Source organism: Methylobacterium sp. J-001 (assembly GCF_022829565.1).
GTDB lineage: Bacteria > Pseudomonadota > Alphaproteobacteria > Rhizobiales > Beijerinckiaceae > Methylobacterium.
The window spans coordinates 45,660-64,696 of sequence record NZ_JAKSYN010000196.1; the positions used below are offsets into that span (position 1 = coordinate 45,660).

Consider the following 19,037-nt stretch of genomic DNA (forward strand, 5'->3'; position numbering starts at 1 on the left):
GGGGCGGTCGCGGTCTGGCCGAGCGGCAGGACAGATTCTTTCGCGTGAGCCATGTGTCGACGCCTTCGGATTCAGAAACGTTTCCGATCTCGGAAGACGTGCGTGTGATGATATTCGAATCGATGTGTAAATAGTGTGTGCATTTTGATCCGTATCGATATTTAGTCACTGCATCATCGTGGGCGTTATTGACGAAATCGGGCGCATGCTGGGGCCGTGATCTGAATCAGGTAGTGATGTCGCGCTGTTTATCCAGACGGTGTCGAGCCAAAAATGATTCCGATTCCAATCTGCTCGACGCACGCTTGACCTATCCTGCGGGCTCGACTTGGCTTGCGCATCGCGCGCGGTGGAGCGGGCCTGGAAAGACATTCCGCCTCGTCCGATCGGATGCCGAGGCGGGTCGAGGCGCGGGTGAGGCCGCCTGCGGGGCGCTCGCGATCGCGACACGCGGGCTCTGAGGCATGCCGGGATCCGGTTCTCCGTGACCGGCCCCGTCCGGGCCGCCATCGCGGTCGACCTCCGGCGCTGCCCGCGGCGATGGCGGGCTCGCCGCGGCAAGGGACGCCCGTGGGGGGCGGCCAGCCCGGGATCCCCGAGAGGTGTTCGTTAAGGCGGGCGCTGCATCCTTATCGGCACCGAAACCGTTGTGCGTGTCCAATTCGGCCACCGGGGCGCCTGTCATGACCATCCTGAGCGTCCTCTGCCTCGTCACCGGTGCGACCCTTGCTGGCATCGCCCCGCGGCGCTCCGTGCAGCAGGCGGCCCTGGAGAGCGCGGGCGGCAGCCTGATCGTGCTCGGGCTCGTCATCATCGGCGCGGGCCTGCCCCTGTTCAGCTGAGGTCGACCCGGATCCGGCCCGCCCCGCACCCGGAACGCCGGCGCGGTTTTCGCCGTGAGGATCGGCGGATCGACCGACCCTGGCTACGCTTGGCGCGCCGCGTTGCAATCTTGCCCCGTGTCGGCAGCGCTGTTTAGCAGCGTAGATCAGTCGAGCGGGACTTGATGTCCTCAAGATTATCCGCGCCGTCCCACCTCTGGTCATTGCCGCAGATCGCCCCTATGGTTCGATCTCTGCCATGTGTCTTTGTATTTTGAAGTGTTACAAAGAACGAATGTGAGGTGTTCCGCGCATGTCCGGTCTGGACGGGGATGAGAAGCCGGGGAGCCGCCAGGATCCGCGCCAAGTCCCATATGTGGCACTCCGGGCCTTGGCCTCGGAGCGGGCGGACGAGATCGTGTCGGCCAGCCTCCTGCAGGGCCGCCGCGAGATCGTCATCCGGCATGCCGGCCAGCGCTACCGGCTGCGCATCACCGCCAACGACAAGCTGATCCTGACCAAATGACGATGCCGCACGCCTGGTCGCGCCGTTCCCTGCTCGCCGCCGCCGCGACGGCGGTTCTCGGCCCCCGGGGCGCCGCGGCGGCGCCCGCCGCCCGGATCGCCTCCCTCGGGGGGGCCGTCACCGAGATCCTGTACCGGATCGGCGCCGGACCGCGGATCGTGGCGGTCGACACCACCAGCCTGTACCCGCCCGAGGCCCTGCGCGAGAAGCCGAATGTCGGCTACCTGCGGGCGCTCTCCGCCGAGGGCGTGCTCGCCTGCGGGCCGGATCTGGTGATCGCCGCCGACGGGGCCGGCCCGCCCGCCGTGCTGGCCCAGCTGCGCGAGGCCGGCCTGCGTGTCGAGACCGTCGCCGAGCCGCCGAGCCCGGAGGGCGTCCTCGACAAGATCACCGTAGTCGGGCGCCTCGCCGGCCTCGAGACCGAGGCCGACGCCCTCGCCGCCGCGGTGCGTGCCCGCTTCGCCGAGGTCGCGGCCCGCCGCGCCCGGATCGAGACGCCCGCCCGGGCGATCGTCGTCCTGTCCCTCCAGGGCGGGCGCACGGTCGTGGGCGGCACCGGCTCCACGGCGGACGGCATGCTCGCGCTCGCCGGCATCACCAATGCGGCCGCCGGCGTCGCCGGGTTCAAGCCGATGACCGACGAGGCCATCGTGGCCGCCGCCCCCGACGCGGTGGTGATGATGCAGAACGGCCCGGAGCCGCCGAGGCCCGAGACGATCTTCGCCCCCGACACCGCCCTGGGCCGCACCCCGGCCGGCGTGCAAGGCCGCCTCGTCGCCATGGACGGTCTGTATCTCCTGGGCTTCGGGCCGCGCACCCCCGAGGCCGCGATCACGCTGATGCGGTCGATCTATCCGGGCCTGCCGGGTGAGTGAGCTTTTCTTTGACTCCGGTTTTCCCCATCTCGACCTCATCCTGAGGTGCCCGGCGATCGAAGATCGTCGGGCCTCGAAGGAGCCCTTCAGCGATCGCGGTGACATCTGGAGGGCTCCTTCGCAGCTTCCGCTGCGCGAAAGCACCTCAGGATGAGGGGGCGATTGGGAGATCCCCGGGGTCTGCTGAACCGCCGCAGCGCGCTCCCATGGGTGCTGGCGGCGCTCACGCTCCTGATGCTCGCCGTCGCGCTGCTCTCGGTGAGCCTGGGGGCGATCCGCATCCCGCCCGAGCGGGTCCTGGCGGTGCTGACCGGCGGCGGGGGCGATCCGGCTCTGGCGCGCGATGCGCTGGTGGTCCTCAACATCCGGCTGCCCCGGACCCTTCTGGGTCTGATGATCGGCGCCGGGCTCGCGGTCTCGGGGGCGCTGATGCAGGGGCTGTTCCGCAATCCCCTGGCCGATCCGGCGCTCGTCGGGGTCTCGTCGGGGGCGGGATTCGCCGCCGCCTGCATCATCGTTCTGGGCGACCGGCTCCTCGCCTATGCCGGCATGCCGGGGCCGCTGCCCTATCTGGTCCTGCCGGCCGGCGCCTTCGTGGGCGGCTTGAGCGCGACCCTGGCCCTATACGGGCTGGCGACGCGCTCCGGGCGGACCGCGGTGGCGACGATGCTCCTCGCCGGGATCGCCCTGGGGGCGCTGAGCGGCGCGCTCACCGGCCTGCTGACCTATGCCAGCGACGACCGGCAATTGCGCGACCTCACCTTCTGGTCCCTGGGCAGCCTCGGCGGTGCCACCTGGGGCAAGGTCGCGGCCTCGGCGCCGCTGATCCTGCCGGTCCTGGTCGCGGTGCCGTTCCTGGGGCGCGGCCTCAACGCCCTGGTGCTGGGGGAGGCGGAGGCGTTCCATCTCGGGATCCCGGTGGAGCGGCTGAAGCGCGCCTGCATTTTTTTGGTTGCCGTCGCCGTGGGGGCGAGCGTCGCGGGCGCCGGGGTGATCGGTTTCGTCGGCCTCGTCGTGCCGCACGCTTTGCGCCTGGCGATCGGCCCCGAGCACCGCCTGCTGCTGCCGGCCTCGGCGCTGCTCGGCGGCGCCTTCCTGGTGCTGGCCGACCTCGTCGCCCGGCTGGTCGCGGCGCCGGCCGAGCTGCCGATCGGGATCGTCACCGCGCTGGTCGGCGCTCCGGTCTTCCTGTGGCTGCTGCTCGGCCGGGCCCGGGTCGCCGTCGATGCCTGAGCCGGCCCTGCTCTCCGCCCGCGACCTCACCGTCACGGTGGCCGGGCGCGACCTCGTGCGCGACGTGTCCCTCGCCGTGGCGGCCGGTTCCCTGCAGGTGATCGTCGGCCCGAACGGGGCCGGCAAGTCGACCCTGCTGCGCCTGCTTTGCGGCGAGCTGCGCCCCACGCGCGGGCAGGTCGCCTACGGGGGCGAGGCGGTGGACGCGATCCCGGCCTGGCGGCTCGCCGGGATGCGGGCGGTGCTGCCGCAGGCCGCGCGCCTCGCCTTCCCGTTCGCCGCCGCCGAGGTGGCCCGGATCGGCCTCGACGGCATCGGCCGCGGCCTGACCGCCCGCGACCGGGACGCGATCCTGGCCCGCGCCCTTGACCGGGCCGACGTCACCCATCTCGCGGCCCGGGCCTACCCGACCCTGTCGGGCGGCGAGCAGGCCCGGGTGCAGTTCGCCCGGGTGCTCTGCCAGATGGAGGCCGGCCGCACGGTGTCCGACCGGCAGGTGCTGTTCCTCGACGAGCCGACCGCGAGCCTGGATCTGAACCACCAGGGCGCGCTCCTCGATGCCGCCGCGGCGCTCGCGGCCTCGGGCGTCGCCGTGGTGGCGATCCTGCACGATCTCAACCTCGCGGCTGCCTATGCCGACACGCTGCTGGTCCTCGACGCCGGCCGGCTGGTCGCCGCCGGACGACCCGCGGACGTGCTGCGGGACGACCTGATCGCCCGGGTCTTCGGGGTGCGCTGGCCGGTCGGGAAAATCCCCGGCCCGGATCAGCCGTTCATCCTGCCGCATCGGAATGTTGCCGCTCCGCAACAAACCTGATCGCCGATCGCGCGCTCTGGAAATGTTGTGATGTGCTGCAGAGGCACATTGCAAGCATTGCAATCTGGCGCGTCGCGGGGACGATTGCGCTCAACTGTCGCATGCGCCCAAGAGATCTGACCGCAAGCCAGCCATCCGCCAGCCAGCGCCCCATTCGACTGTGCCCTCGCGGATCGTGTCATGTCTTATTCTTCCCGCCGCGCGCTGTTCGCGCTTGGCGTCTCGCTCCTGGCCCTCACCGCCGCGCAGGCGCAGCCGGCCGCCGCGCCGCCGGCCGGGCGCCCGCAGCCCGAGTCCGAGATCAGCCTCGACTCCGTGTCGGTGACCGCCACGAAGACCGCCGGGCCCGCGATCGACGCACTGTCCGGGACCAGCGTGGTCACGCAGGCGCAGATCCAGCGGGTGCAGCCGAGCCGGCTCTCCACCATCCTGCGCGACGTGCCGGGCGTGATCACCCAGGAGAGCCAGACCAACCCGGCCCAGGCGATCAACATCCGCGGCCTGCAGGATTTCGGCCGGGTCAACGTGCTGATCGACGGTGCCCGTCAGGACTTCCAGACCTCGGGCCACAACGCCAACGGCGTGTTCTACCTCGATCCGGAGCTGGTCGGCGGCGTCGACATCACCCGGGGCCCGACCGCGACGATCTACGGCTCGGGCGCCATCGGCGGCGTCGTCGCCTTCCGGACCCGCTCGATCGACGACATCCTCGCCCCCGACGAGACGGCCGGCTTCGTGCAGAAGCAGGGTTTCGGGACCAACGGCCAGACGTTCCTGAACACCTCGGCGCTCGGCGCCCGGATCGGCCAGGCCGCCGACCTGTTCGGTCAGTTCACCTACCGCACCAACGATCCCTATCGCGACGGCTTCGGCACCCTCGTGCGCGACACCGGCAACGCGCTGACCTCGGGGCTGGCCAAGCTCTCCGTGCGGCCGGCGGACGGCCATGAGATCCGCGGCACGGCGCTGCTGCAGCGCTTCGACTTCGCCAATGCCGGCAGCAGCGGCGCGGGTGCGCGCTTCGCCAACGCCGTGCAGGCCGACACCTACAGCCTCGGCTACCGCTTCGCCCGGCCGGACGTGCCGCTCGTCGACCTCAGCCTCAACGGCTACACCACGACCACACGCAACGCCCTGACCTTCTTGGCGGATTCGCCCCGGGGCACCTACGGCCGCCTCGGCACGAAGGGGGGGACCGGTTGACCTACACGATCGACACCTCCGGCTTCGACGCCCACGACACCGCCCGCTTCGAGACCGGTCCGCTCGCCCACGCCGTCACCTTCGGCGGCGACTTCGTCGAGAACCGGGTCCGGACCAGCGACCAAGCCGGCGGGTTCGGCGCGGCCTTCACGCCCTCGGGGCGGCGCGAACTGGCCGGCGCCTTCGTGCAGGACGAGGTGAGGTACGCGCCCTGGCTGCGGGTGATCGGCGCCCTGCGCTACGACACCTATGCGCTGGACGGCGGCGCCTACCATTCCGGCGGCGACCGGATCTCGGCCAAGATCACCCTCGGAATCTCGCCGGTCACGGGGATCGAGTTCTACGGCACCTATGCCGAGGGTTATCGGGCGCCCACGATCACCGAGACCCTGGTGCAGGGCATCCACCCGTTCCCGGCCTTCACGATCCTGCCGAACCCGGCGCTCCGGCCCGAGGTGGCCCACACTGTCGAGGGCGGCATCAACCTGCGCTACGACGCCGTGCTGATCCCGGGCGACGCGGTGCGCGCTAAGCTCGCCGTGTTCGACAACGCGGTCGACAACTTCATCGACATGAAGGGCGTCGGGCCGACCTACTACGTCCCGGCGATCCCGGGCATTCCGGCCTCGATCTGCGCGGCGCGGCCCGGGCGCTTCCCCTGCGTGATCCCGGTCCAGTCGTACCGGTACCGCAACCTCGCCCAGGCCGACCTGTCGGGCGTCGAGCTGGAGGGCACCTACGACTGGGGCGGGGGCTTCGTGACGCTGGCCGCCACACACACCGACGGCCGCGACCGGGCCACCCGCGAGACCCTGCTCTCGGTGCCGCCGGACCGGATCAGCACGACCCTGGGCTTCCGGTTCCTTGGCGACCACCTTGAGCTGGGCACGCGTCTGAACCTCGTGGATGCGCGGACGGACCTGCCCCGCGGCGCGAAGGATCGGGCGACGAAAGCCTACGGTCTCGTGGATCTCTTCGCGTCCTACGACTTCGATGACCGGGTCAAAGCCGAGTTCGTCGTCCAGAACGCCTTTGACAAGCGCTATCGGCAATATCTCGACGCGCTGGCCAGTCCCGGCCTCGTCGCCAAGGCGGCGCTCAGCATCAAGTTCGCGACGCGGTGAGACCCTACCGGTGCCGGGACGGGTGGTATTCCCGGTAGCTCAGGCCGAGGACGGCGGCGAGCAGGCCGGCGCCGCGGCACAGGGTGTAGCCGCCGCCGATGAGGGTGGCGGGCCGGAGCGACAGTCCGGCGATCCCGAGGCGCGCCAGGCCGCCGCCGAGGCGGGCGAGGCCCCGGGCGGCGTTGGTGAGCCGCCCGCTCACCGTCTCCGGCCGGAGGCGCCCGAGATAGGCCTCGACGCTGCCGCTGCGATACCAGCGGGCGAGCAGCCAGCGGACCCGCATCCGGTGGGCCGGGATGCTGTCGTACACGATCGCGTCGGGCGCCCAGGCGATCCTGTGCCCGGCGCGCAGCAGGGCGTGGAAGAAGAACGTGTCCTCGCCGCCCATCGTGTTGAAGCGCATGTCGAAGGACAGGCCGAGCGCCCGCACCACCCGCAGGTCCACGAGGGCGTTGGCCGTGTAGGCATCCGCCACCAGCCCGTTGCGGACCGGCAGGGTCTTGGCGAAGAAGCCGCCGGCCACCGCCCAGGCCGGTGGAGGCCGGTCGAAGAGCGGCACCACCGGGCCGACGCAGGCCGGGGCGCCGGTCCGCCGGGCGGTGTCGCGCAGGCCGCGCAGCCAGTCCGGGTCCGGGACCTCGTCGTCGTCGATCAGGGCGATCCAGTCGGCGCCGAGCGTGGCGGCGGCATCGAGGCTGCGGTTGCGCACCGCCGCCAGACCCCGGACCGGCTCCCGCGCATAGGTGATCGGGAAGCGGCCCTCGATCCGGTAGGCCTCCACCACCGGGATCGCGGCATCGCTGCGCCCGTTGTCGACCACCAGAATCCTCAGGGCGGAATCGGCGAGGCTGCCGAGCCTCTGCCGGTCGATGGCCTTGAGAAGCTGCGCGAGCCCCGCCGGGCGCTCGCAGGTGCAGATGCAGATGCACAGGCGCATGCGGTTCACCTCTGTCCGACGGGCGGCGCATCCGGCATCGCGGGGCGCGGGCCTGAGCCGAGGCGCTTGCCCGCCGCCTCCATCAGCGACCGGGTCAGGAACCGCCAGGCCCGGGGCCGGGCGAGCGCCAGCCCGGCGCCCCGGAGCCACCGGCCGCCCTGCGCGGCGTCGATCACCCGGGCGATGATCTGCGCGGTGGCGAGGCTGTCGCGATAGGCGTGGGCGGCCCGCCGGTCCTCGGCGGATCGCGCCCCGTGTCGCGCCCAGGCCGCGAAGGCCGCGTCGAGGCGCTGGATGTCGGGCAGGCGCAGCCGGTGGGACAGCGAGGATGCCCCCCGCCGGTAGCCGTAGCCGGCGTAAGAACTGACGACGAAGCGCGCCCCCGCCGCCAGCGCGGCCACGCAAAATAAAAAGTCCTCGCCGATCCGGACATCGGCGTCGTAGCGCAGGCCGTGCCGGCGCACGAGATCGGCGCGCAGCATCGGCTTGAGATAGCCGAGCTTCACCCCCGGGGTGAGCATCCGGTTGCTGGTGAGGTACGGCGCGAGCGCGACCGTGAACAGGTAGGGCTCCCGGCCGCGTTCCAGCATGCCGGCGCCGCGCGGATCGAAGCCACCCGCGAACGGGATCGGGTTGTCGGCGATGAGGTCGGCATCCGTGGCCGCGGCGAGATCCAGCAGGGTCCGGGTCCGGTCCGGGACGATCAGGTCATCCGCGTCGAGGATCGCCAGCCACCGGCCCCGGGCGGCCCCGAGGGCGGCGTTCCGGGCGGCCGAGGGCCCGCGCGGCGCGCCGGGCTGCGCCCCGTTGAGGGGGATCCGGCGGATGCGCGGGTCGTCCGCCGCCAGCCGCGCCAGCACGGACGCGGTGCCATCCACCGAGCCGTCGTCCACCACCAGGATCTCGACCGCGACGCCGGCCTGGTCGAGGGCCGAGCGGATCGCCGTCTCGATCCAGAGGGCCGCATTGTGGGCGGCCATGAGGAACGAGACGTCCACGGGCGCATCCCGCGCATCGGCCACGATCTGCTTCGCCATCACTGGTCCTGCTTGCCGCCCCCGAGAATCCAACGGGGCGCCGAAGCCGAGCATGCCGCGAAGCCGCCTCGGCGCACGACGCTCAAAGGGCGTAGGGGCGTGGTCGTACCGTCTCATTGCGGGGGATGGCCGAGACCCGGGGCGGGCCGGATTTTTTCGGCCGCCCATTACGCCGGCGGGCTGCCGGCCTGCCCGCGGGAAGGGACGATACCGCATTCCGCCCGGCCGCCATGATCAAATGGACAATGATCGATACCTATATTGTGCTATGCATGAAAAAATCAGACATTATTGCCACGCGGCTGGCGAAATCAGCTTTGATATTTGTTAAACTTTATGTCTCCAGATGATTGCTGTCGGGCGCAGCCGGGCCGCGCAGCCACGAACGGACGGCCCTCCGAGGGCATCAATCACGGGGGATCTCGGTGCCTATCCGGTTCTATTTCGATGTCGAGAACGGCACGGAGACGATCCGCGACCGCGAGGGCGTGGAGGCGGCGGATCTCGCCGAGGTTCTGGCCGAGGCGCGCAGCGTCATTCAGGAGATGGCGGGCGAGGTCTGTGCCGACGCTCTCGGTACCGCCTGGACGCTGGTGGTGCGGGACGCGACCGGGACCCTGCTGGCGCGGTTGCCGATCAGGCGGTAGGCAATTTCAGGCGCCTGAGCGCATCAGGATTGGTCCGCCGGACGAGTGCGTCCGCCCAGATGACCAAGACGGCATCGTTGCCGAAATAGATGGGCGCGATCCGCAGGTCGGGGTTGCCGGCCTCGAGCGCCCCGAGATAGGCGGGGTCGCATTCCCGTCGCCGAACTGTTCCGATGTACTCGTTCTTATCGTTGTACATGTCGTAATATCCGGACACCATCTTGGCGGCCGGAATGTCAATGGCGCGCACGATCTTGGCGGACTTGTTCACGAACAGTGCGTTCGCCATCGAATTGGGGTCCTTGAAGTCGCGCGGAATGGCCCTGGACAGGGCCGCGAAGAAATCGGCGCCCGAGCGGTGGATTTCGGGACGCCAGACCCAGCGGGCCGCTCCGAAGCCCTTCATGGCCTCCATGTAGCGCGCAGGCGTGGCCGCCAGCGTCTTGGCGAAGGCCTCGTCCGTGAGCATCGCGCTCTCGTCGATTCCCCCGAGCATGTAGATGTTGTTCCGGCCGTGGGGGATCTTGTGAGCCAGAGACAGGATCGCATCGCTGGTCCGCGTCGACAGGGTCGGGGCGGATCGCGGATCCAGCACCTGGAGCGCTGTCGCGGCTGCCAGCGAGACCGGATCGGTCTCGGCGTCCTCCTGTGCCGAGCGGGCCTTCAGGGACGTGTCGATCTGCAACAGCATCAGCGTGTTGGCTTGAGGGGACGGTGCAGACCCGACGAGGTTCATCGCTTCGCCTCCGAACCGTTCCGCTCCGGCCGCGCGGGCACGGATGCTGCGCGCCATGCGCGATGAAAGACCTGTGGGCGGTCATCGGACGCGGCGATCCGCCCAGCCGATGGCGCGCGGCATGATCGAGGGCACCTGAGGCTCGAAGCCCGCGCGAGGTTGTGATCCCCCCGCGCTTCGATGCGCCCGCGTCAGCATCCACGAGGGAGCCGCTGCGACGCCCGGTGTGCCCCTCGGAGGCTTGCGCTGGGTGAGGCCCACCCGGACGGGATCGCGGACGGGAAATGTTGTGCCAAAGTCGCGCGCAGGATCATCATGATCCAGGACGAGCCGCTTTGCGGCTCCTCACCTCGCTGCCTGTTATAAAGACCGTGAAGCATTTTCGAGTCAAGGCAAGATGTATCCGGGGTAAAATTCGGGTCTGGCCGTGGGTTTATCCTGGCGTATCTGTAGTATTTCCGGATTTTGCTGCGCATCTTCCGGTTTCGGCAGGAAACATTATTTATCCACTTGGGCGGACCGGGGTCGTTCGGCCATCGCCGGCTGCCCCATGGAGGGGCCGCCGAATCCGGATCCGAAATCCGATGCCGGTCCTTGTGGTGGCGCGGCCGCGGTCGGCTCTCACCGGACACGGCCGCGCCTGCGGGGGGATCGGGACGGTGCTTCGGTGAGGCAGGGCGCTGCCTGCACCCGCAAATGGTCACGGACCTGTCGGAACCCTGACCTCTACAGCGGCGTGATCAGCGCGGGGCGCCGAACCGTCCGCGTCGGGGCCCGCAGGATCCGGCGGGCCGGGGATTCGAGGAGCCGCCACGAGGCCTCCGCCAGCAGCAGGGTCAGCGCCAGATCGAGCCCCAGGGTGACGGAGCGCGGCGCGGCGAGTGGCAGCCCGAGCGCCGACAGTACGTGGTCCGCGTGCAGGGGCACGTGGAACAGGTAGGCGCCGTAGCTGATCACGCCGATCCGGCGTAGCCAGACGCTGTCCAGGAGCGCCACCACGCGGCTTTCCGGGGCTTGAACGATCTGCAGCAGCAAGAGCGCCGCGAGCCCCCCGCTCAGGCGCCCGACGAGCAGCCATCGGCCGGTCTCCCCGGCCAGGAGCGGCAGGGTCAGGAACAGGGCCAGCACGGCGACCAGCGCGGCATCGCTCCGGAGCCATCCCGGCAGGGGCGGCGCGCGCAGCCCGGCCAGGCCGCCGAGCGCGATCAGCCCGAGATTGGCCAGGGTGTCGACGTCCAAGCTCACCCGCGAAGCGCCGGTCGACCACAGGGCGACATGCATCAGTACGCTGGCACCGACGAGCGCGCCGCACAGTGCCCCGAGATGGCGCCGCGGCAGGAACAGGGCTGCCGGGGCGAACAGCAGGTAGAATTGCTGCTCGACCGCCAAGCTCCAGAGGTGCCCGAGTTCCGTCCCCCAGCCGTGCCGCTCGATGTAGACATTCGTCGCGTACAGCCACGTCGAGAGCTTGAACGCTTCGTCGCCGAGGTGCAGCGGGCCGCCCAGCGGGGTCGCGTAGAGCACGAACAGGAAGACGTAATAGACCGGCACGATGCGGGCGAATCGGTTCCGGTAGAACACCCGCAGGCTGTCCATCGGCGTCGCCGCGCCGGCATCGATGCGTGCGCGGGATGCCGCGAGGATGCGGACGATCAGGAAGCCGCTCATCACGAAGAACAGCCAGACCCCGGCGCTGCCGGCCGCCTCGGTGCGCGGGCTCGGCACCTTGTGGCTCACGAAGACCATCAGGAAGGCCACAGCCCGCAGGCCGTCGAACCCGAGGATACGGCGCTCTGCCGGATTCATGCACGCCTCGTCCGCGTCGATCCCGCTGTCTAGGCCGTCCCTGTGCGAGGGCGGCCTACCTCGATCGGCGTAGGCAAGGCCGCTCGAACATCTGCCGCATTGCTGTATTCGGCATTGGCGAGGCCCCGTTTAGGGTTGTTTAACAATATCGAAGTGGGGTATGATCGCGATGGCCCGTCCGATTCCGGGTGGAACACTGATGTGAACGGTCATCGCTCACATACGCCGGCCCGCGGAAGATGCGATATCCTGCGGCGCTCCCGGCCGCAGGCAGCCTCGGGGCGTCGCTGCGCGATGTCCGGCCGTACGGTCCGACCGATTCGCGACGCTCACCGGCGCATCCCGAGCAGGATGACCAAGCCCACGGCGCATGCGGCCCCGGCCTGGGCTGCCAGCAGCGCGGCCAGCCAGCCCTGCAGCAGGCCCAACGCGAAGCCGACCGCGCCGCCGATCAGGGCAGCGAAGACCAGTAGGACCAGCAATTACTTATCTCCACTGGCGATTCGGCCGGCTATGTGCAGTTGTAACACGCAAGTCCCCGGACGTGCCAATATCTCTAGACATTCACGTGCCCAATATTTGTCCAGTCCCGGCGGCTTCCTGTCCGGCCGCATGGAATCCCCGCTTTCGATCACATCGCGCACTGTCTCTTGCACCTTTCGCACCGAGTGAGGAGCCGCCGCCATGCTGCGCCCGGTTGGAACCCCCACCTCCATCACCCCATCGTCGCCGCACCATATGGTCGAGACGATCAACGAAGCGTTGGTCAACACATTGCCGGTCGCATCCCCCGTGCGATTCCGGCTCCGACTCGGCTGGACGACGAAGCGTGCACTCGATACCGCGGTCGCGTTGACGGCCCTGTGTCTGCTGCTGCCGCTGCTGCTGTTCATCGCCCTGCTGATCTGGGGCAGCGACGGACGCGCCCCGATCTTCCGGCACATGCGGCTCGGCCGGCACGGGCGTCCCTTCGGATGCCTGAAATTCCGCTCGATGGTTCCGGACGGCGACGCGATCCTGGCCGGGCATCTCGCGGCGCATCCGGACGCCCGCGCCGAGTGGGAGGCGACGCACAAGCTGACCCGGGATCCCCGGGTGACGAGCCTCGGCCAGGTTCTGCGCAAGACCTCGCTGGACGAGCTGCCCCAGCTCTGGAACGTGCTGCGCGGGGAGATGAGCCTGGTCGGGCCGCGCCCGATCGTGCAGGGCGAGGTCGCCCGCTACGGCGCGGCGTTCGCGGCCTGCTTCTCGGTCCCGCCGGGGCTGACCGGGCTGTGGCAGGTCTCGGGGCGCTCGGACACCACCTATGCCGAGCGTGTGGCGCTGGATCTGGATTATGCCAGCCGCTGGAGCCTGCGCCGGGATTTCGCGATCCTGCTGCGCACCCTCCCGGCGGTCCTGCGCCAGCGCGGCAGCCGCTGAAATCCGCGCCCGTCAGGCCGGATCGTCATGCGCCGCGGGGGCCAGCACGCACAGGCGCCAGAACTCCACGAAACCGACGGCATAGAGTGCGACGAGAAGACTGTACCCGGACATCGTAGGGGCCCCGCAGTGACCGCGGGCCTCAGCCTGCCGGAGGTATGGTTAACGCTTCGTTAGCGTTCCGCAAATGGGCGGCCTGCGGCACCACGCCCCGTCCTGCCATCCTCGGGCGGACGCGCGACGGGCGCGCACGGCGATGCGCGCGCCCGCGGAGCCGATCCAGCCGGTGGGGACCGCTCTACCGGCAGGCGATCGAACCCTTGAAGCCGCACGGGTCGCCCAGCTTGGTGAAGGCGATGCGCTCGAAGGTGGCGGCGATCGGCCGGCCCGGGTAGCGCGCCGGCCCGAGCCAGGATTCGATGTCCCGGCCCTGGCCGATCCAGATGGCGAGCATGATCTTGCCGGGATGCGACGGGATCGGCTTGTCGGGCCGGGCTCGCACCTCGCGCAGCAGCCGGCCGTTGACCGACCAGCGCAGGCGGTCGGGCAGCCATTCCAGCGCGTAATCGGCCATGGTGGTCGAGGCGTCGAAGCCGAGGCTCTCGACGGTCTCGTGCTCGCCGGCGCCGCCGGTGAAGTAGTTGAGCTGGACGCCCTTCGGGTCCTTGCCCAGGAATTCGAAGTCGATCTCGTCGTTGGTGCTGCGGTCGCCGTCCTCCGGGCCGTTATAGGTGAAGAACGCCGAGACGAGACCCGAGGCCGCGCCCACGCGCATCCGGATCTCGTAGGTGCCGTAGCCGTAGCGCGCCTTGGTCTGGATCTCGGCGCAGCTGAAGGCGCGGTCCTTGTAGGGGCTGTCGGTCAGACTGAGGGTCAGTTCCCCCGGCGTCGGGATCTGGACGCGCTGGTGCGACCACGTGCAGCCCTGGTGATCGCCGTTGACCCAGCCATCGGACACGTACCAGCGCCGGTCGCCGAGGCTGGCGAAGGTCTCGACGAAGGAGCCGCCGCCCTGGAAGGCCGGGGCCGGGCCGGCGGGTTTGGGGGCGTCGTCCCCGGCGGCGACCGGCAGGGCCGGCAGCAGCAGGGTCGCCGCCAGGCAGGCGCGGCGGATCGGGCGGCGCGGTCTCGTCATGCTCACATCCTCGCCTGAAGCGCATTCGGGCAGTCCGGCGGGAGTATCGACGCGACCGGTCGGCGGAGCCGTGATCTTTCGGACGAGCGGACCCGGCGCCCGAACCCTCCTTTTGGACGATCTCGCGTCTCGCGCGCGGGCTGCCTAGCCTGCGGAATGGTCGTCCGGCCCCGCCGGCCGAAGGCGTTTGGAGTTGTCCGGTGCGAAGCGTCCAGGCCCAGCCCGACGAAGCGGATGTCTGCGTCATCATCGCGGCGCGCAACGCCGAGGCCACCATCGCGACCGCGGTCGCCTCGGCCCTGCGGCAGCCGGAGGTCGCGGAGGTCATCGTCGTCGACGACGCCTCCACGGACCGGACCAGCGCGGTCGCCGAGGCCGCCGGCGACGGCTCCGGCAGGCTGAAGCTGCTGCGGCTGACGCGCAATGCCGGGCCGGCGGCCGCGCGCAACGCCGCCCTGGCGGTCGCGACCGCGCGGCTCCTCTGCGTCCTCGACGCCGACGATTATTTTTTGGATGGGCGCCTGGGCCGGCTCCTGGCCGCCCCTCGCTCCTGGGACCTGATCGCCGACGACATCGTCCTGGTCCGGGGCAACGCCGCCACCGTCGCCGGCCTCGTGACCGGGCCCGGCCAGCCGCTGCGGCTCTCGCTCGCGGCCTTCGTCGCCGGCAACATCGGACGCGCGGGCGAGCACCGGCGGGAACTCGGGTTCCTGAAGCCGATCATGCGCCGGTCGTTCCTGCAGCGCCACGGCCTGCGCTACGACGAACGGCTGCGGCTCGGCGAGGATTACGCCCTCTATGTCGAGGCCCTGGCGGCGGGCGCCGTGTTCGCCGTGACGGCACCCTGCGGCTACGTCGCGATCGAGCGCGCGGATTCGCTGAGCGCCCAGCACCGGACCGACGATCTGGGGGCGATCATCACCTTCGACGACGCGATGATCGCCCAGTCGGGGCTCGCGCCGGACGCCCGCAAGGCCCTGCGGGCCCATCGCGACGCCACGATGCGGAAATGGCAGCACCGGCGCGTCCTCGACCGCCGGCGCTCCCATGGCTACGCGGCCGCCCTGCGCGAGCTGCTCCACGCGCCCCGGGCCTGGCGGCACATCCTGTCCGAGACCCTGGCGGCCAAGCTGGCGCGGCTCGTCCCGGACCGCGCGCCCGAGGGGGATGGGGCGCCACGCCTCCTGCTCGGGCCGGGGCCGCTGTTGCGGCCGGCGCGCTAGGGCCGTTCCTGCGAGCGGCGCGATCGGGCTCGCCCCTGACGCCGGGATGGGCCGCGCGCGCTGTTCGATGGGCCGCACCCCGAAAGCCGGCAGCCACCTTTCGGGACGTCGCTCCCAGCGCGCGACCGGCTGGGTTCGTCAGTGATCGCGCTCGCCGTTCCGCGTCCGGACCGCCGACACGTCGCATTGGACGTCGTCGAGGGCGCAGCGCACCCGCTCCAGAGCGGCACTGAACAGTTCGGTGATTTGCGGGTCGCCGGATTGCGCCGCCGCCCCATCCTGGAAGCTGTCCAGCAGGTACGGCATCATCTTCCCATGAAGTGCCAGGTAGGCTCCGGGACTCGAGAGTTCATAGACGACTGCCAAGGCATGATAGGCGCGCACCAAAACCTCGAGCGCAACATCTGCGCTGCGTGAGCTCTGGCCGAAATCATCGCTGCTCTTCATAGCGCCGATAAACTAGTTTCCACCCGTTATCTGGGGGTAACATGCCTTATCAACACTGTCGACGCTTCCATTCACGTCAATTGTCGTCACTGAAGTGCGGCGCGACATTTATTGCGAGCTCATGGCTCAACGGCAACAGTCGCACGGTCGGCAAGACCAATCCGCGGGCCGCGTTCAGCCGCGCATGTATCGCGTCGGCCGGATCATCGTGGCGATCTTGGCCTCGACCTCGACCAGCACGCTGTTCACGAGGTGGGCCGCACCTTCGACCGTGCCGGCGGCCAGTGTTTCGCGGCCGCTGGTCTCTTGAATGATGCGGAAATTGTCCTCGACGAACGCTCGGATCTTCTGCTGGGCGCTTTCGAACTCGCCCGGATGCGCCGTCTCGTAGAGGAGGGCCAAAGCGAGATAGGCGCGGCCGACCATATCCAGGGCCAAACTTGCGCTCCGTTCGCTGGTCTCGCTTTCTGTGGAGGACACGGCAGGTGGATTCCCTGTCAAGCGTTAAGTTGCAAATCTATCAGTCTGTCTGCTCGCGAACAATCAATAAAAATGCGCGCTATAGTGATTTTTATTGAGTTTCCACGAGCTTGGCCCGGCGCCGGAATGGATCTTGATTCGACCCCGCGGACCGGGAAACCCGCGCTCCGTCCGACGCCGCATGCCGCATGCCGGCCCATCGCTGACGGCGTCGGCCGGCATGCGGCCGAATGGGCTGGGGGCTCCGTGACCGGTCCCTGGGACATGACGCGCCTCCGTCGACCGATCGGGGGGCAGGGTACGCATTTTCGTTCCGGTCCTGTGTCATCGCCCCGAATGGTTCATCGATAAATTCCGGTCTTTGTCAGTAGCTCATCCGCAAGTGGCATATTCACCAAGCTCCATAGTTTCCAAAACCATTGATTTTGCATGTGCTGAACACATACTGATTCGCAACAAATGTTTGTGTCAAGCAACTTGATAAATTTGTCATCGAGATTTTAAACTGATGTGATCAGGGGCGGGAGCGATTGTGCAGATGTGTATCTTGGGAAGATACAAAATCTCCTACAAGATGTCCGTTCCGCTTCTGATCATGGCGCTCATAAGCGTCGGCATGATATACTATACGCTCAATATACTGGGCGACATTACCGAGCGGAATCACGTTCTGGTGGATTATTACGTCGCGCGGCTGGAGGCGTTCGCGGAGGTGCGCCAGGACTTCCAGACGGCCGGCCTCATGAATCGCAACCTCCTCATCGGCCGGCCGGCCAACGAACGTTCGGATTTCGAGACGACGTACAAGGCGGCGGTGAAACGCACGGCCGACAACATCCAGACGCTGGCTGCGGGATCCTTGAAGAAGGAGGTCCGGGATCTGCTGCTGGAGATCGGAGCGATCACGCGCGCGTATTATGACGTCCTGGACAGGTCCAATGCCCTCGCCCTCAGGGATGATCGCGGTGCCGCGACGCAGCTGGCCATGGAGACCAGTAAACCGATCGCGAAGCGGTTCGAAGAGACCGCACGGGTCTACGAGGGGCGGGTCGATGCACGGCTCGCCGACGGCAAGAACGCCACCGAGGCCGCGGCCAAGCAAGCCAAGCTGGTCCTGATCGGTTCTGCGGTGGCCGGCCTGCTCGCCGCCCTTAGCCTCTCGGCTGCCATCATCGTGTTCGGCGTGACGCGGCCGCTCGGGAGCCTCGTCGCCGTCCTGGAGCGCATGGCGAAGGGCGAGATCGACGCCACCATCGCGGAGGCGCAGCGCGGCGACGAGATCGGCGCCGTCGGGCGCGCCGTCGAGGGCATCAAGGCGAGCGTCGCCCGCACCGCCGCCGAGGAGGCCGAGCGCAAGCGGGCCGCCGACATCGCCGCCGCCGCCGCGCGCAGGCGGGCCCGGCTGGACCTTGCCCAGAGCTTCGAGCAGGCGGTCGCCGGCATCGTCGAGCAGGTCGCGTCGTCGGCGACCGACTTGCAGGCCACCGCCCGGGCGATGACCGATATCGCCCAGGAGGCCGGCAGCCAGTCCGGCACGGTGGCGGCGGCGGCCGAAGAGGCTGCGGTCAACGTCACCACGGTCGCGGCCGCCACCGAGGAGCTCGGCAGCTCCATCCGGGAGATCGGCCGGCAGGTGCAGGGTTCGAGCGACCTGGCCCAGAAGGCGGTCGGCGAGGCCGACCAGACCGCCGCCCTCGTGGCCGAGCTGAGCGCGGCGGCCAGCCGGATCGGCGACGTGATGCAGATGATCTCGGCGATCGCCAGCCAGACCAACCTGCTGGCCCTCAACGCCACGATCGAGGCGGCACGTCCGGGCGAGGCGGGACGGGGCTTCGCCGTCGTCGCCACCGAGGTCAAGGAACTCGCCGGCCAGACCGCCAAGGCGACCGAGGAGATCGCGGGCCAGATCGGCCGGATCCAGGGCGTGACCGGCGAGGCGGTGGGCGCGATCGGCACGATCACGAACCGGATCCGTGAGATCAACGGGGTGGCGAGCTCGATCGCCGCGGCGGTGGAGCAGCAGGGGGCGGCGACGCAGGAGATCGTGCGCAACATCGCCCAGGCCACCGCCGGGACAAAGGAGGTGACCGGCAACATCGTCGGGGTCGCGGGGGCGGCCGAGCAGACCGGCGAAGCGGCCAGCAACGTCCTCTCGGCGGCGACCGGCCTGTCGCGCCAGTCCGAGCAGCTCTCCGCCGAGGTCGGCCGCTTCCTCGCCACCATGCGGGCTGCGTGACGGGGCTGGGGTGGCGTTCGTCCGGGCGAGGGCGGGCCCGGGAGACCCGCAGCGTTCCCGAATCAGAACATCCGGACCAGGCCCATCCGGTCCTGTGCGGCGCCCTGCGTCGCCCGGAGCTTGAGCGCCAGCACCCGGTTGTGCCGGGCCATCACGCGAAGCACCTCGGCAGTCTCGGGATCACCGGCGCGGGCCAGGGCCTGGGCGGCGCCGGCCATGTCGGTGGCGGCGGCATCCGCCAGCGCCGCGGTGCTCAGATCCTGGGAGGGCGCGGGGGTCGAAATGGCCATGTCTGCCCTTGCTTGCGCGCATCGTCCCGAGACGCGGTCGCC

General features: G+C 69.6%; 21 protein-coding genes. 12 read left to right on the plus strand and 9 right to left on the minus strand.

Annotated elements, in window-relative coordinates:
* Positions 1–683: 683 nt before the first annotated feature.
* The 7 genes from MKK65_RS23230 (at position 684) to MKK65_RS31425 (ending at position 6,599) form a co-directional block, all read left to right on the plus strand.
* On the plus strand, positions 684–842 hold the full coding sequence (locus MKK65_RS23230; protein WP_201025730.1) for a hypothetical protein: 159 nt from the start codon (positions 684–686) through the stop codon (positions 840–842).
* 292 nt (positions 843–1,134) lie between these two features.
* Positions 1,135–1,347 (plus strand): hemin uptake protein HemP, encoded by a 213-nt coding sequence (hemP, locus tag MKK65_RS23235; protein WP_243960377.1) that lies wholly within the window; start codon positions 1,135–1,137, stop codon positions 1,345–1,347.
* Entirely contained in the window at positions 1,344–2,222 is an 879-nt protein-coding gene (locus MKK65_RS23240; RefSeq protein ID WP_243960378.1) for a hemin ABC transporter substrate-binding protein, read from the plus strand. Before hemP ends, MKK65_RS23240 begins: the two co-directional genes overlap by 4 nt.
* 150 nt (positions 2,223–2,372) lie before the next feature.
* On the plus strand, positions 2,373–3,455 hold the full coding sequence (locus MKK65_RS23245) for a FecCD family ABC transporter permease (RefSeq protein WP_409565487.1): 1,083 nt from the start codon (positions 2,373–2,375) through the stop codon (positions 3,453–3,455).
* Complete coding sequence (locus MKK65_RS23250) at positions 3,448–4,272, plus strand: heme ABC transporter ATP-binding protein (protein WP_243960379.1); 825 nt, start codon at positions 3,448–3,450, stop codon at positions 4,270–4,272. Before MKK65_RS23245 ends, MKK65_RS23250 begins: the two co-directional genes overlap by 8 nt.
* 180 nt (positions 4,273–4,452) lie before the next feature.
* A complete protein-coding gene (locus tag MKK65_RS31420) occupies positions 4,453–5,475 on the plus strand; it encodes a TonB-dependent receptor plug domain-containing protein (RefSeq protein WP_313902059.1) in 1,023 nt (340 codons plus the stop codon).
* Entirely contained in the window at positions 5,472–6,599 is a 1,128-nt protein-coding gene (locus tag MKK65_RS31425; protein ID WP_313902060.1) for a TonB-dependent receptor domain-containing protein, read from the plus strand. The genes MKK65_RS31420 and MKK65_RS31425 overlap by 4 nt, the downstream gene beginning before the upstream one ends.
* Before the next feature lie 4 nt (positions 6,600–6,603).
* On the opposite strand, the gene MKK65_RS23260 is transcribed toward MKK65_RS31425, so the two are convergent.
* Both MKK65_RS23260 and MKK65_RS23265 read right to left on the minus strand, forming a co-directional pair.
* Positions 6,604–7,536: a glycosyltransferase family 2 protein gene (locus MKK65_RS23260; protein ID WP_243960380.1), complete on the minus strand. Its 933-nt coding sequence runs from the start codon at positions 7,534–7,536 to the stop codon at positions 6,604–6,606.
* A 5-nt stretch (positions 7,537–7,541) separates the two neighbouring features.
* Positions 7,542–8,573, minus strand: a complete 1,032-nt coding sequence (locus tag MKK65_RS23265; RefSeq protein ID WP_243960381.1) for a glycosyltransferase family 2 protein — start codon at positions 8,571–8,573, stop codon at positions 7,542–7,544.
* Positions 8,574–8,698: 125 nt separating this feature from the next.
* Here MKK65_RS23265 and MKK65_RS23270 point away from each other — a divergent pair, with 125 nt between their 5' ends.
* Positions 8,699–8,923: a hypothetical protein gene (locus MKK65_RS23270; RefSeq protein ID WP_243960382.1), complete on the plus strand. Its 225-nt coding sequence runs from the start codon at positions 8,699–8,701 to the stop codon at positions 8,921–8,923.
* 75 nt (positions 8,924–8,998) lie between these two features.
* Entirely contained in the window at positions 8,999–9,220 is a 222-nt protein-coding gene (locus MKK65_RS23275; RefSeq protein WP_058191588.1) for a DUF6894 family protein, read from the plus strand.
* Here the strand turns inward: MKK65_RS23275 and MKK65_RS23280 are convergent.
* The 3 genes from MKK65_RS23280 to MKK65_RS23290 all read right to left on the minus strand — a co-directional run bounded on the left by MKK65_RS23280 (position 9,210) and on the right by MKK65_RS23290 (position 12,244).
* Positions 9,210–9,956: a hypothetical protein gene (locus MKK65_RS23280; RefSeq protein WP_243960383.1), complete on the minus strand. Its 747-nt coding sequence runs from the start codon at positions 9,954–9,956 to the stop codon at positions 9,210–9,212. The two genes, MKK65_RS23275 and MKK65_RS23280, sit on opposite strands and share 11 nt — an antisense overlap.
* A 726-nt stretch (positions 9,957–10,682) precedes the next feature.
* Positions 10,683–11,762 (minus strand): acyltransferase family protein, encoded by a 1,080-nt coding sequence (locus tag MKK65_RS23285; protein ID WP_243960384.1) that lies wholly within the window; start codon positions 11,760–11,762, stop codon positions 10,683–10,685.
* Between the two features lie 329 nt (positions 11,763–12,091).
* Entirely contained in the window at positions 12,092–12,244 is a 153-nt protein-coding gene (locus MKK65_RS23290; RefSeq protein ID WP_243960385.1) for a hypothetical protein, read from the minus strand.
* Between the two features lie 202 nt (positions 12,245–12,446).
* On the opposite strand from MKK65_RS23290, the gene MKK65_RS23295 reads away from it, so the two are divergent.
* Positions 12,447–13,184, plus strand: coding sequence for a sugar transferase (locus MKK65_RS23295; RefSeq protein ID WP_243960386.1), 738 nt, complete (start codon positions 12,447–12,449; stop codon positions 13,182–13,184).
* A gap of 298 nt (positions 13,185–13,482) precedes the next feature.
* Here MKK65_RS23295 and MKK65_RS23300 read toward each other — a convergent pair whose 3' ends face one another.
* On the minus strand, positions 13,483–14,319 hold the full coding sequence (locus tag MKK65_RS23300; protein WP_243960387.1) for a family 16 glycosylhydrolase: 837 nt from the start codon (positions 14,317–14,319) through the stop codon (positions 13,483–13,485).
* 200 nt (positions 14,320–14,519) lie between these two features.
* Between MKK65_RS23300 and MKK65_RS23305 the strand changes: the two genes are divergently transcribed.
* Entirely contained in the window at positions 14,520–15,542 is a 1,023-nt protein-coding gene (locus MKK65_RS23305; RefSeq protein ID WP_243960388.1) for a glycosyltransferase family 2 protein, read from the plus strand.
* 138 nt (positions 15,543–15,680) lie between these two features.
* On the opposite strand, the gene MKK65_RS23310 is transcribed toward MKK65_RS23305, so the two are convergent.
* Positions 15,681–15,989, minus strand: a complete 309-nt coding sequence (locus tag MKK65_RS23310; RefSeq protein ID WP_243960389.1) for a hypothetical protein — start codon at positions 15,987–15,989, stop codon at positions 15,681–15,683.
* 174 nt (positions 15,990–16,163) lie between these two features.
* Positions 16,164–16,427, minus strand: a complete 264-nt coding sequence (locus MKK65_RS23315) for a hypothetical protein (protein ID WP_243960390.1) — start codon at positions 16,425–16,427, stop codon at positions 16,164–16,166.
* 616 nt (positions 16,428–17,043) lie between these two features.
* Here MKK65_RS23315 and MKK65_RS23320 point away from each other — a divergent pair.
* Positions 17,044–18,705, plus strand: a complete 1,662-nt coding sequence (locus tag MKK65_RS23320) for a methyl-accepting chemotaxis protein (RefSeq protein ID WP_409565488.1) — start codon at positions 17,044–17,046, stop codon at positions 18,703–18,705.
* 62 nt (positions 18,706–18,767) lie between these two features.
* On the opposite strand, the gene MKK65_RS23325 is transcribed toward MKK65_RS23320, so the two are convergent.
* Positions 18,768–18,995 (minus strand): hypothetical protein, encoded by a 228-nt coding sequence (locus MKK65_RS23325; RefSeq protein WP_243960391.1) that lies wholly within the window; start codon positions 18,993–18,995, stop codon positions 18,768–18,770.
* Positions 18,996–19,037: the final 42 nt, after the last annotated feature.